Source organism: Geotalea uraniireducens, assembly GCF_027943965.1.
GTDB classification, from domain to species: Bacteria; Desulfobacterota; Desulfuromonadia; order Geobacterales; family Geobacteraceae; genus Geobacter; species Geobacter uraniireducens.
Genome location: NZ_AP027151.1, coordinates 1,585,467 through 1,598,032 on the forward strand (window position 1 = coordinate 1,585,467; position 12,566 = coordinate 1,598,032).

General features: G+C 65.5%; 12 protein-coding genes. All 12 read left to right on the forward strand.

Features of this window, described 5'->3' with window-relative positions; genetic code table 11:
- Positions 1-8: 8 nt before the first annotated feature.
- Genes lpxB through QMN23_RS07495 form a run of 12 tightly spaced genes read left to right on the forward strand, consistent with a single transcriptional unit; the run spans position 9 to position 12,540 of the window.
- Positions 9-1,160, forward strand: a complete 1,152-nt coding sequence (lpxB, locus tag QMN23_RS07440) for a lipid-A-disaccharide synthase (protein ID WP_282003056.1) — start codon at positions 9-11, stop codon at positions 1,158-1,160.
- Positions 1,157-2,890, forward strand: a complete 1,734-nt coding sequence (gene msbA / locus QMN23_RS07445) for a lipid A export permease/ATP-binding protein MsbA (protein WP_282003058.1) — start codon at positions 1,157-1,159, stop codon at positions 2,888-2,890. Before lpxB ends, msbA begins: the two co-directional genes overlap by 4 nt.
- Positions 2,891-2,913: 23 nt before the next feature.
- Positions 2,914-4,218, forward strand: a complete 1,305-nt coding sequence (locus QMN23_RS07450; RefSeq protein ID WP_282003060.1) for a 3-deoxy-D-manno-octulosonic acid transferase — start codon at positions 2,914-2,916, stop codon at positions 4,216-4,218.
- On the forward strand, positions 4,215-5,291 hold the full coding sequence (gene lpxK / locus QMN23_RS07455; protein WP_282003062.1) for a tetraacyldisaccharide 4'-kinase: 1,077 nt from the start codon (positions 4,215-4,217) through the stop codon (positions 5,289-5,291). The genes QMN23_RS07450 and lpxK overlap by 4 nt, the downstream gene beginning before the upstream one ends.
- 5 nt (positions 5,292-5,296) lie before the next feature.
- Entirely contained in the window at positions 5,297-5,473 is a 177-nt protein-coding gene (locus QMN23_RS07460; protein WP_282003064.1) for a Trm112 family protein, read from the forward strand.
- Between the two features lie 3 nt (positions 5,474-5,476).
- Positions 5,477-6,556, forward strand: coding sequence for a lipopolysaccharide heptosyltransferase II (gene waaF, locus QMN23_RS07465; RefSeq protein WP_282003066.1), 1,080 nt, complete (start codon positions 5,477-5,479; stop codon positions 6,554-6,556).
- Positions 6,553-7,332 (forward strand): glycosyltransferase family 2 protein, encoded by a 780-nt coding sequence (locus tag QMN23_RS07470; protein WP_282003068.1) that lies wholly within the window; start codon positions 6,553-6,555, stop codon positions 7,330-7,332. The genes waaF and QMN23_RS07470 overlap by 4 nt, the downstream gene beginning before the upstream one ends.
- On the forward strand, positions 7,304-8,458 hold the full coding sequence (gene rfaQ / locus QMN23_RS07475; RefSeq protein WP_282003070.1) for a putative lipopolysaccharide heptosyltransferase III: 1,155 nt from the start codon (positions 7,304-7,306) through the stop codon (positions 8,456-8,458). Before QMN23_RS07470 ends, rfaQ begins: the two co-directional genes overlap by 29 nt.
- Positions 8,452-9,546, forward strand: a complete 1,095-nt coding sequence (locus QMN23_RS07480) for a glycosyltransferase family 4 protein (protein ID WP_282003072.1) — start codon at positions 8,452-8,454, stop codon at positions 9,544-9,546. Before rfaQ ends, QMN23_RS07480 begins: the two co-directional genes overlap by 7 nt.
- A complete protein-coding gene (locus QMN23_RS07485) occupies positions 9,543-10,331 on the forward strand; it encodes a polysaccharide deacetylase family protein (RefSeq protein WP_282003074.1) in 789 nt (262 codons plus the stop codon). The genes QMN23_RS07480 and QMN23_RS07485 overlap by 4 nt, the downstream gene beginning before the upstream one ends.
- A gap of 42 nt (positions 10,332-10,373) precedes the next feature.
- Complete coding sequence (locus tag QMN23_RS07490) at positions 10,374-11,465, forward strand: glycosyltransferase family 9 protein (RefSeq protein WP_282003075.1); 1,092 nt, start codon at positions 10,374-10,376, stop codon at positions 11,463-11,465.
- Entirely contained in the window at positions 11,443-12,540 is a 1,098-nt protein-coding gene (locus QMN23_RS07495) for a glycosyltransferase family protein (RefSeq protein ID WP_282003076.1), read from the forward strand. Before QMN23_RS07490 ends, QMN23_RS07495 begins: the two co-directional genes overlap by 23 nt.
- Positions 12,541-12,566 lie beyond the last annotated feature (26 nt).

Consider the following 12,566-nt stretch of genomic DNA (forward strand, 5'->3'; position numbering starts at 1 on the left):
ATTTTTGAATGGGGAATTCCTTGGCAAAACGGGTGATGATCGTGGCCGGCGAAGCTTCCGGCGATCTCCATGGCTCGAACCTGGTGAAAGAGACGCGCCACCGCGATCCGGAGGTGGCGTTCTTCGGCATCGGCGGGCCGCTGATGCGGGCGGCCGGCGTAGAGACGCTGGTCGATTCGTCGGAAATGGCGGTGATCGGGCTGGTGGAGGTCCTTGCCCATTCGGGAGTCATCTACCGCGCCTACCGGGCCCTGAAAGCCGTCATCAAGAACGATCCCCCCGATCTGCTGATCCTGATCGACTACCCCGATTTCAATCTGCTGATCGCCCGGCTGGCGAAGAAAGCCGGGGTCAAGGTCCTCTATTACATCAGTCCGCAGGTCTGGGCGTGGCGGGTCGGCCGGGTCAAGAAGATCGCCCGGCTGGTAGACCGGATGGCGGTGGTTTTCCCTTTCGAAGTTCCTTTCTACGAGCGGGCGGGGGTGCCGGTTTCCTTCGTCGGCCATCCGTTGGCCGAGACGGTCCGGCCGACCATGGGCCGGGAAGCGGCGATCGCCGCCTTCGGCCTGCAGCCGGCGCGGCGGACGGTGGGGCTTTTCCCCGGTAGCCGCCATGGGGAGATATCCCGCCTTTTCCCGACGATCCTGGCCGCCGCCGGCGCGCTCAGGGAGCGCTATCCGGAACTGCAGTTCATCCTGCCGCTCGCCCCGAGCCTGACCCGCGAGGATCTCGAACCGCAGCTGTCGGCGGCGGGGTTGGACGTCACGGTGATCGAGGGGCGGACCTACGACGTGATGCAGGTCTGCGATGCCATCGTCACCGTTTCCGGCACCGTGACGCTGGAGATCGCCCTGATGGGGGTGCCGATGGTGATCATCTACAAGGTGTCGCCGTTGACCTATCAGGCGGGGAAACGGCTGATCCGGGTCGATCACATCGGGATCTGCAATATCGTGGCGGGTGAGCGGGTGGTCCCCGAGCTGATCCAGCACGATGCGGAGCCGGCGATCATTGCCGATGCCATCGGCCGGTTCCTCGATGATCGGGATTATGCGGCGGCCGTGCGCGAGAAGCTGCGGCAGGTCAAAAATAACCTCGGGAGCGGCGGCGGTTCGGCCAAGGTCGCTGCGCTCGTTCTGGAGATGCTGGGTAGCCCATGAATACCTTCAAGCGACTGGTTCAATACAGCAAGCCGTACTGGTGGCGCTTTGTCATCTCGATGGCGGCCTCGTTCGGCGTCGGCGGTACCGACGCGGCCCTCGCCTACTTGGTCGAACCGCTGATGCGGAAGATCTTCACCGAGAAGAACATGATGATTTTCATGATGCTGCCGGCGGCGATCATGATCCTCTATGTGTTCCGCGGCATCTGCCGGTTCCTGCAGGACTACTTCATCCGGACCGCCGGCCAGTTGGCGATTCAGGACATCCGCAACGAGATCTATGCGCGGACCATGGGGCTGGCGCTCCGCTTTTTCCAGCGCAATCCCACCGGGGTGCTGATGTCGCGGATCATGAACGACGTCGGTTCGATGCAGGACGGGGTGGCCAACGTGGTCACCGGCCTGCTCCGCGACGGGGTGACGGCGATCGGGCTGCTCGGGGTGATCTTCTATCGTGACTGGCGGCTGGCGATCATCTCGTTCCTGGTGATTCCCGTTACCGCCGTCCCCGCCCAGAAGATCGGCCGGCGGATCAAAAACCTGTCGAAGCAGTCGCTGGGGCGGATGGGGGACATTACCAGCATCCTCCAGGAGACCTTTTCCGGGATCAAGGTGATCAAGGCCTTCGGCCTGTCGGAGCGGGAGGTCACCAAATTCCGTGCCACCAACCGCGACTATTACCATTACATCCGCAAGACCTACAAGTACGATGCCCTGAATGCGCCGAGCATGGAGATCATTATGGCGATCGGCATCGCCGCCGTGATGTGGTTTGGCGGCAAGGCGGTGCTCAAGTCCCACATGACCCCGGAGGAGTTCTTCTCGTTCGTGGTGGCGATGGGGATGCTTTACAGCCCGATCAAGCGGCTGCTCAACTCCTATTCCGCCGTCCAGCGGGCGATCGGCGCCGCGGAGCGGGTCTTTGAGGTCATCGACGAACGGCCGGAAATCACCGATCCGGCGCAGCCGGTCCCCTTCGACCGGGCCAGCGGCAACGTGGAGCTGCGCAACGTCTCGTTCCGCTACGGCGACGATTATGTCCTGAAGAACGTCTCGCTGACCGCCCGTCGGGGGGAAGTGGTGGCGTTGGTCGGGCCGTCGGGGGCGGGGAAGACCACGGTGGTGTCGCTGATCCCCCGGTTCTACGATGTGACCGACGGGGCGGTGCTGTTCGATGGCATCGATGTCCGCCAGCTCCGGCTCGACGACCTGATGCGCCAGATCGCCCTGGTCGATCAGGAGACGACGTTGTTCAACGATTCGATTGCCGACAATATCCGCTACGGCAAGACCGATGCCAGCGATGCCGAGGTGGAGGCAGCGGCGCGGGCAGCCTACGCTCATGAATTCATCATGGAGATGCCCGAAGGGTATGCCACCAATATCGGCGACCGAGGCGTCCGGCTGTCGGGGGGACAACGGCAGCGGCTCTGCATCGCCCGGGCCATCCTGAAGAACGCGCCGATCCTGCTGCTCGACGAGGCGACCAGCGCCCTCGACACCGAGAGCGAGCATATGGTGCAGAAGGCGCTCAACAACCTGATGAAGAACCGGACGACCTTCGTTATTGCCCACCGGCTGTCGACGATCCTTCATGCCGACCGGATCGTCGTTCTTGAGCGGGGCGAGATCGTCGAGAGCGGGACGAACGACGAACTGCTGGCCCGGGGCGGACTCTATCGAAAACTGTACGACATGCAGTTCGGAGCGGCCGAGACCCCGGCCTGATCCGACGGCCGGGTACACACGACATGCTCTATGTCCTCTACGACATTCTCTTCTACCTCCTGACGCCGCTCATTATCCCCTATCATCTCTACCGTTCGCTCAAGCGTGGACGGAGTCTCGCCGGGTTCGGGGAACGGTTCGGCTTTATCCCGGCCGACAAGCTGTCCCGGCTGGCCGGCGCCCGAACCGTCTGGATTCATGCGGTGTCGGTAGGCGAAACCATGGCGGTCCGGCCGCTGTTGAAGGAGTTGAAACGGCGCCATCCCGCCTGGCGGCTCGTCCTCTCCAACGGCACGGAAACCGGCCAGCGGATTGCCCGGGGGATCGCCGAGGTCGACCTCTGCCTGTACGTTCCCTTCGATTACCGTTTCGCGGTCGGCCGGGCGCTGCGTGCCGTTGCTCCCTCGCTGGTGATCATCGTCGAAACCGAGCTCTGGCCCAATTTCCTCCTGGCCGCCCGGCGCCGGGGCATCCCGACAGTCCTGGTCAACGGCCGGATTTCCGATCGTTCGTTCCCCCGTTACCGGCGTTTTTGCCGCTTTTTCGCCCCGGTCCTCGCCGAGGTCAGTGCCTTCTGCATGCAGACCGAGGAGGATGCCCGGCGGATCGTGGCGATCGGGGCTCCGCCAGCGCGGGTTCATGTGGCGCGGAACCTCAAATACGATCTGCCGGTCGCGGAAGTCGGTCCGGCCGAACGGCAGCAGTTGCGGCAGACGTATGCGATCCCCGCCGGCGTGTCGGTCATCACCGCCGGCAGCACCCATCCGGGGGAAGAGGAACAGGTCGTGGCCGCCTTTGCGCGGTTGCGGCAGGAACGTCCGTTGGCGCTGGTCCTCGTTCCCCGCCATCCGGAGCGGGCTGCGGAGGTCGGTGAACTGTTGCGGCAGTGGGGTATCCCGTTCATCGTTCGTTCGCGGCTCGCCTCGCCGGCGGCACCGGCGCCACCGGGAACGGTGCTTCTCGTCGATACCATCGGCGAGCTGATGAAGTTCTACGCCCTCGCCGACGTCGTTTTCGTCGGGGGCAGCCTGGTGGACACCGGCGGCCACAATCTGCTGGAGCCGGCGTCGGTTGGGGCGCCGGTCGTGTTCGGTCCGCACATGCACAATTTCCGGGAGATCACCGCCCTGGTGCTGGAAGCCGGCGCCGGCAGCCAGCTGGCCGACAGCGCGGCGCTGGCCGGGGAACTCGACCGGCTGCTCGCCGCCCCGGCGCAGCGACAGCGGATGGGGGGGGCGGGGCTGCAGCTGCTGGCCCGCTGTGGCGGCGCTGCCGCCCGGCACTTGGAGATCATCGACCGGCTGATCCCCGCGGGGGAACGGTCGTGAAGGGTGAGGCCTATTTCCGCCGCCTGGTCGCCGGCGAACGGCGAAGTGTGCTGGAACGGCTGCTCATGGCGCTGCTGGGACTGCTCGCCGTCCCTTACGCCCTGGTCCTTCGGCTGCGGGCGCTGGCCTACGCGACGGGACTCGTGCGGACCCGGCGGCTCGCCCGTCCGGTTATCTCGGTGGGGAACCTGACGGTCGGCGGTACCGGCAAGACGCCAACCACGGCCCTGGTTGCCCGGCTGCTCATGGCGCGGGGGAAGCGGGTAGCGGTTCTTTCCCGTGGCTACGGCGGTTCCCTTGAAGGCGAAGCCCGACTCGTCGCCGATGGCCGGACCGTTTTTCATTCCGCCGCCGAGGCGGGGGACGAACCGGTGCTGCTGGCCGACATGGTCCCCGGCCTGATGGTGGTCATCGGCCGGGACCGCTATGCGGCGGGGCTGTTGGCCCAGGAGCGGCTCGATCCCGATGTCTTTATCCTCGACGACGGCTACCAGCATCTCCGCCTCCACCGGGACCTGAATATCCTGCTCCTCGATTGCCGGCAGCCGCTCGGCAACGGCAGAACGCTGCCGGCCGGCCTGCTCCGCGAGCCGCCGTCGGCTCTCGGCCGGGCCGACCTGCTGATCTATACCCGCTGTCCGGATGCCAGTCCACCGCTGCTTCCCGGCGCCGTTCCCGCCTGCCGGGCCCGTCATCGGCTGCTCGGCCTGGAGCCGGCTGTGGGGGGGCCGCTGCTCGGTTTCTCGGCCCTCCATGGCCGGCGCGGGGTTGCCTTCGCCGGGATCGCCGACCCGGAAGCGTTCTTCACCGCCTTGCGGCAGGCGGGGCTCGACCTGGCGGCGACGGTCCGCTTCCCCGATCACGCCGGCTACGGCGATGCCGAGCGCGACCGGCTGCTGGCGGCCCGTGACGCTTCCGGTGCCGATTACCTGGTGACCACCGGCAAGGATGCGGTAAAACTGGCTGCCCAACTTCCGCGGCTCGGCGCCGTTTACGTTGCGGCGCTGGAGCTGCAGCTCGACGATCCCGCGCCCCTGCAGACGGCGCTCGATAAAGTTCTTCAAAGGAGTTGACCGCTATGGTACTATCATCCGGATTACGTGAAATCCTGGTCTGCCCGCGCTGCAAGGGTGAACTGGCTGCCACGGCCGACGGTCGCTGGCTCACCTGCCGGCCGTGCCGGCTCAAATATCCGATCCGGGAGGGAATCCCGGTTATGCTCGTGGAGGAAGCGGAACCTGTCGATGAGGAGTAATGAGTGAGCAGTGACGAGCCCTTTCCCGACCGCGCCGCGATTCGCAACGTGCTCGTCCGGTCGACCAACTGGATCGGCGATGCGGTGATGACCACTCCGGCGCTCGGTGCGCTCCGGGCGAGTTTCCCCGGTGCCCGGCTGACCGTGCTGGCCAATCCCATCGTCGCGCCGCTCTTCATCCCCCATCCGGCGGTCGACGAGGTGATCGTCTACGACCGGCAGGGGCGCCATCGCGGCTTTGCCGGCAAGCTCCGCCTGGCCGTCGAACTGCGTCGCCGCCGCTTCGATCTGGCCGTTCTGCTGCAGAATGCCATTGATGCCGCGCTGCTTGCCTGGCTGGCGCGGATTCCCCGCCGGATGGGCTACCGGACCGATGGCCGGGGGCCGCTCCTTACCCATGGCGTGCCGCTGGCCGAGGAGACCAAGCGGCTCCATCACGTCGACTATTATCTGACGATGCTTGGCCGGTTCGGTATCTGTGGCGGTGAGCGCCGCCTGGCGCTGCAGACCACCCCGGCAGAGGATGCTGCCGTGGCCGACCTGCTCGGTGCGCGGGGGATCGCTCCCGGCGATTTCCTGATCGGCATCAATCCCGGCGCCAGTTACGGTTCGGCCAAGCGCTGGTATCCGGAACGGTTTGCGGCGGTCGCCGATCAACTGGCCGCCCGCTGGGGCGCCAAGGTGGTGATTACCGGCGGCCCGGGAGAAGCGGCCATTGCTGCCGAGATTGCGGCGACGATGCAGGGGGAGGCCGCGGATCTGGTCGGCACAACCTCGGTCCGGGAACTGCTGGCTCTGATCAAGCGCTGCAATTTCTTCGTCACCAACGATTCGGGACCGATGCACGTGGCCGCAGCCTTTGCCGTACCGCTGGTGGCGATTTTCGGTCCCACCGACCATATGACGACTTCACCCTTCGCGGAACGGACGGCGGTCGTTCGTGCTGTCACCCCCTGTGCCCCCTGTCTCAAGCGGGAATGCCCGACCGACCATCGCTGTATGCTGGCGGTTACCGTTGAGGATGTAGTTGCGGCGGCCATCGATCTCGGCGAGCGGCCGGCCGGCGGCGGAGGTGCGGCGTGACGAACATCTCGGCGACCATCATTGCCCGCAACGAGGAGCGGAATATCGGCGCCTGTCTGGCAAGCCTCGATTTCGTCGCCGAGATCGTGGTTGTCGATTCCGGCAGCAGCGACCGGACCGAGGAGATTTGCCGCGCCGATCCCCGGGTGCGCTATTATCACCACGAGTGGCGCGGATTCGGCGCCCAGAAGAATTTTGCCGCCGACCAGGCGACCCACGACTGGCTTTTGAACATCGATGCGGACGAGCGGGTGTCGCCCGAGCTGCGGGCCTCGATCCTGAATGCCGACCCGACTCGCTGCGACGGCTACCGGGTGGCGCGGGAGAATTACTTCGGCGGCCGGCGGATTCGCCATTGCGGCTGGTATCCCGACTACAATCTGCGACTTTACAACCGGCAGCGCTGCCGGTTCGGCGACCGCCTGGTGCACGAGGCGGTGGAGTGCCCCGGGCCGGTCGGGACGCTGGCGGGCAACCTGATCCATTTTACCTATGCCGGGATCGCCGATTATCTCCAGCGGATGGACCGTTACTCGACCCTGGCGGCGGCGGAAGCCGTCAAGGAGAGACGTCGCTGCCCCGGCTTACTGGCGGTGGTCGGCCGTTCGCTGTTCACCTTCTTCAAGATGTATATCCTGAAGCGGGGGATTCTCGACGGGGCCGACGGCTTCCAGCTGTCGGTGCTCTACGCGTGTTATACCTTTGCCAAGTATGCCAAAATCCGGGAACTTCTCACGGCGCCCAACGATGAACACAAAGCCCAACATCTTTACTAACGTCGAGCGGATCCTGGTGATCAAGCTGCGTCATATCGGCGATGTGCTGCTGACGGTGCCGGTATTCCGCGCCCTGAAGGAAACCTTTCCCGCCGCCCGGGTAGTGGCGCTGGTCAACCGGGGGACCGAGGAGGTCCTGGCCGGCAATCCGCTGATCGATGAGATCATCCCCTACGACCGAGGGATCAAATCGTTGCCGTGGCGCGAACGGCTGGGACGGGAGGCGGCCTTCCTGCGGGAGATTCGCTCTCGCTGCTTCGACATGACGGTGGACCTGACCAGCGGCGACCGGCCGGCGCTGATTTCCTTTCTCTCCGGCGCCCGCTACCGGCTGGCGGCAGATCCCGGCCGCCGGGGCTTCCTCGGCAAGCGGCGGCTGTACACGCACCTGGCCGCCATCGATCGCCAGGCCCACACCGTGCTGCAGAACCTCCAGACGGTGAGTGCTTTCGGGATCACTACCGCCACGCCGGCGGTGACGTTCGCCATTCCCGAGCCGGCCCGGCGGAAGGTGGCGGAAATCTTTGCCCGGGCGGCGATTGCCGACAGCGACACGGTGGTCCATATCCACCCGACGTCCCGCTGGCTCTTCAAGTGCTGGAACGACGAGGCCATGGCCGAGGTGATCCGGCGGCTGCTCAGCGAGGGGCTCAAAGTCGTGATCACCTCGTCTCCGGACCCGCGGGAGATGGCAAAGGCGCAAGGCATCCTCGCCCTGCTCCCTGACGGGTGTCGGCCGCTCGTCCTCCTGGGGGAAACCACCATCAATGAGCTGGCGGCCATCACCGCGCGGGCGGCGCTCTTCTTCGGCGTTGATTCCGCCCCGATGCACATCGCGGCGGCAGTCGGGACGCCGGTGGTCGCCCTGTTCGGTCCGTCCGGCGTCTTCCACTGGGGCCCCTGGGACAATGAGGCGGCCACGGCGGGCATTCCCGCCTATGCGCAACGCAACGGCCTGCAGCGGTTCGGCCGGAACGTCGCCATCCAGGGGGCGGCGGACTGCATCCCCTGTGGCCAGGATGGTTGCGAGGGGAGCAAGATCAGCCGGTGCCTGGAAGAAATCGATGTCGACACCGTCATGTCGATCATTACCGCACAGTTGAAGGAGACACGACCGGGATGCTGACGGTGCTCCATACGGAATCGTCGAAAGGATGGGGTGGCCAGGAACAGCGGACGCTCCGGGAAGCGAGCGGCCTGAAGGCGCTTGGCCAGCGGCCGCTGATCCTCTGCCCGGCCGAAGCGGAGCTGGGTCGGCGGGCCGCCGCCGCTGGGATCGAGGTCCTGCACGCCCCGATGCGGAAGAGCTTCGATCTGCCGGCGATCGTCCGGATCATGCGGGTCATCGCCCGGGAACGGGTCGACGTCGTCAATACCCACAGCGGCCGGGACAGTTTCCTCGCCGGGCTTGCCGGCCGGCTGGCCGGCCGGCGGCCGGTGATCGTCAGGACCCGGCATCTGGCGCTGCCGATCACCTCGAAGATCAGCTACAGCGTGCTGCCACACCGGGTGGTCACGGTCAGCGAATACGTCCGGAGCTATCTGCTCGGCGAAGGGATTGCCCCGGAACAGGTGACGGCAATCCCCACCGGCATCGACCTCGAACGGTTCTGCGCCGAGCGGGCGCCGGCCACCCTGCGTCAGGAACTGGGCCTTGGCGCCGACGAACCGTTGATCGGTACCGTCGCCATCCTCCGTTACCGCAAAGGACACCATATCCTGCTGGAGGCAATCCCGCAGGTGCTGACCCGCTTTCCCGAGGCGCGGTTCGTCTTTGCCGGCAACGGCCCCCAGGAAGAGAACATCCGCCAGGCGATCGACCGGCTCGGGCTGGCATCGCGGGTAATCATGCTCGGTCTGCGCAACGACATTCCCAATCTGCTCAATGCCTTCGACCTGTTCGTGCTGCCGACCCTCCAGGAAGCGCTCGGCACCTCGTTCCTCGAAGCGATGGCGATGGGCAAGCCGGTCATCGGCTGCGGGGTCGACGGTGTCGGCGAGGTAATCCACGACGGGGTCAACGGGTTCCTGGTGGCGCCGAACGAGCCGCAGCAGCTTGCCGAACGGATCATCGCCCTTATCGAGGATCGCCGGCTGGCGGCGACCATGGGGCGGGCGGGGCAGGAAATCGTCCGCCGCGATTTTTCGGTGGAGCGGATGTGCGAGCGGATGCTTGCCCTTTACCAGGAGCTCGTTGAGGGGAGGGCGCGATGAGGCCGGTGCCGGTGCTGATGTACCACCATGTCAACCCGCACCGCGGCGATACGGTCACCGTCACGCCGGAGGTCTTCGACGGCCAGATGCGCTATCTGGCCGAGCAGGGGTACCGAACCCTCAGCCTCGACGAACTCGGCGCCTATCTGCGCGGCGAATTGGCACTGCGGGAGCGGGCGGTGGTCGTCACCTTCGACGACGGCTGGCTGGACAACTACCGCTACGCCTTCGCCACCCTGGCGCGCTACCGGATCAAGGCGACCATCTTCGTGGTGACCGGCCGCACCGGCCAGTGCGGCTGCCAGGAAGGCGCCGCGGCGGCGGAGATTCCCTCCCACGGCGCGGCCAAACGGCTGATTGCTGACGGCGATGCCGACAAGGTGGTCCTGGGGTGGGAGCTGATCGAGGAGATGGCCCGCGGCGGCCTGATCGAATTTCATTCGCACACCGTCTCCCATCGGAAATGCGGCGAGCTGGCGGGCGAGGAACTGCGGACCGAGATCGAAGAGTCGAAGCGGGTAATGGAAGAACGGCTGGGGCGGCCATGCCGCTTTCTCTGCTGGCCCTACGGCAGTTTCAATGCCGAAGGGGTGGCCCTGGCGCGGCAAGCCGGCTACGAGGGGGTATTCACCGTCCGTCCGGATGTCGTCCGGCCCGGCACCGACCCCTATGCGATTCCCCGCATCGTCGTCAAGGATAGTGTTTCGTGGTTCAAGAGCCGGCTGCGGATCTATACCAGCCCGTTTTGGGCGCCGCTGTACCTGGCGACGAGAAAAAAAGCCTGACCAGGCGTCGGCCCGCCGACCCCATTTCATTTACGGAAGCCCATGGCCAGATTCCTCCACAAACTGCTCGACCGGTACCTCGAACGCTACCTGCGAGCCCACCCGCAGCAGTTGCAGCCCATTGAGCGGCTCGAGCGCCCGCCGGCCCGTCTTCTGGTCATCTCTTCGACGGCGCTCGGCGACACGCTGCTCTCGACGCCGGCGATCAAGAGCCTGCGCAAGTCGTTTCCCGAGGCGCGGATCACCTTCCTGGTCCATCGCAACGTGGCGCCGCTCTTTGCCGGTTTTCCCTATGTCGACGAGACGGTTCTCTATCATGGCGGCTACAGGCGTTTTTTCAGCACCGTCGCCGAGTTGCGTCGGCAGCAGCCGGAGGCGGCACTCATCTTCCACGGCAACGGCCCCCAGGATATCGCCCTGGCGGTCCTGAGCGGTGCCCGGTTCATCCTCAAGCACCCGACGGCGAGTCCGCAGCGGATTTACCTTTCGCACCAGTTCATGCCGAAACGGCAACACACCATCGAAGATCGGCTCGACTTGGTCCGGCTGCTCGGCGGCACGGTGATCGATCCGACCATGGAAATCCCGCCGCTTAGGGACGGGAACCGGGACGCCGCGGTCCTGGCCGGTCTGGGCGGAGCGGGGAAAATAGTCGGCTTCCAGGTAGGGGCGTCCCATCCCTACAACATGTGGCCGATCGACAACTTCGGCCGGCTGGCCGAAAAGATCCTGGCGGCCGATCCCGAGGTGACCATCGTCGTTACCGGCGTCGACCGGGAGCGCCCCCTGGGAGAAAAGCTCGTCCATGCCTGTGGCAACAGGGTGCTGAACTGCTGCGGCCGTTACGGGATCGCCGATTTACCCTATCTCATCCGGCGTTTTTCGCTGCTCGTCACCGGCGACACCGGCCCGATGCACTTGGCGATCGCCCTCGGCGTCCCGACGCTGTCGCTCTTCTCGGCGGCCAACCACTTGGGCACCGGCCCGTACCAGGACCCGACCCTGCACCGGGTGATCCAGAAAGACGGGAGCTTTGTCCATCGCCTCCCCAAGAAGCAGCGTGACGACAGCGCCATGCGCCTTATCTCCGTGGAAGAAGTCTTTGCCGCCTATGAAGCTTGTCTGCATCACTGATCAGTTCGAAGGTTCGGATCACTCGTCGATCGAGGGGATTTTTGGCGGCTATCTGCAGGCGCACTGCGATGTTCAGCTGGTCTACTTCTCCCGGGAGCGGCGCGAGCCGTACTGCGATGGGCGCCGGCTTATCCTGCCGTACCGCTTCAAGCGGCACGGGGCCGCCGGCCAGATCGACCGCTTCGTTTCCCTGTCGAGCGTTGACTTCGTCATCGTCCGCAATTTCTTTCCGGTGCTGCGGGACGTCGTGCGCCAGCGCAAAGGGGTGGGGTTCAGGATCGGTTTCTGGAATTCCTTTCCCCATACCTATCGGCGGCTTTTCGAGGCCGAGCAGGAGCGGCGGGCGGTCCTGCGGAAAAGCGTCGAATACCGGGTCCGGAGCTACTTCGAACGGCGCCTGGTCGACCGGTGCGATTTTCTTGTCACCATGTCGCCGGAGTTTCAGGCCAGTTTCTACCCCGGGCTGGCCATTCCCCACCTGGCGCTACCGATGGGGATCGACTTCGCCGGGCTGCCGACCTATCAGCCGGCAGGGGGGGGGCGAAAGCGGCTCATCTATACCGGCACGGTCGATTCGCTCCGCCAGACCGACCTGATTGCCGAGGCGCTGGCCGGGCTCGACGAGGATTTTGCCCTCGATATCTATACCCGGAGCGACAATGCCACCACACGGAAGATTGCGGCACTCGGCGACCGGCGGATCACGCTCTGCCCGCCGCTGCCGCGGCCGGAACTCTTCAGGAAGATGGCCGGCTACGACGCGGGCATCGGACTGATCCCGGAGAACCGGCTCTACAATGTCTCGTCGCCGACCAAAACGCTCGAATACTACGGCATCGGCATGCCGGCGATCGTCAATTACCTTCCTGAATACGTTGCCCTCTTCGATGAACGTTCGGCGTTTTTCTGTGATTTCAGGAAGGATGCCATTCAGAAGGCGGTCCGGCAGGTGCTTGCCGCGCCGGCGCACCGGCTTGCCGAAATGGGCCAGCGGGGCAGGGAGATCGTGGTCAACGGCCGCAGCTACGAGAGTCTGGCGCAACGGCTTTTCCGGTTTCTGGAGGGATTGCAGTGATAGTGGCGCTGTGGTTTCGGCGGATT

Coding starts and splice junctions, on each gene's coding strand:
- lpxB (WP_282003056.1), top strand. CDS start 9: ATGGGGAATTCCTTGGCAAAACGGGTGATGATCGTGGCCGGCGAAGCT.
- msbA (WP_282003058.1), top strand. CDS start 1,157: ATGAATACCTTCAAGCGACTGGTTCAATACAGCAAGCCGTACTGGTGG.
- QMN23_RS07450 (WP_282003060.1), top strand. CDS start 2,914: ATGCTCTATGTCCTCTACGACATTCTCTTCTACCTCCTGACGCCGCTC.
- QMN23_RS07460 (WP_282003064.1), top strand. CDS start 5,297: ATGGTACTATCATCCGGATTACGTGAAATCCTGGTCTGCCCGCGCTGC.
- rfaQ (WP_282003070.1), top strand. CDS start 7,304: ATGAACACAAAGCCCAACATCTTTACTAACGTCGAGCGGATCCTGGTG.
- QMN23_RS07480 (WP_282003072.1), top strand. CDS start 8,452: ATGCTGACGGTGCTCCATACGGAATCGTCGAAAGGATGGGGTGGCCAG.
- QMN23_RS07485 (WP_282003074.1), top strand. CDS start 9,543: ATGAGGCCGGTGCCGGTGCTGATGTACCACCATGTCAACCCGCACCGC.
- QMN23_RS07490 (WP_282003075.1), top strand. CDS start 10,374: ATGGCCAGATTCCTCCACAAACTGCTCGACCGGTACCTCGAACGCTAC.
- QMN23_RS07495 (WP_282003076.1), top strand. CDS start 11,443: ATGAAGCTTGTCTGCATCACTGATCAGTTCGAAGGTTCGGATCACTCG.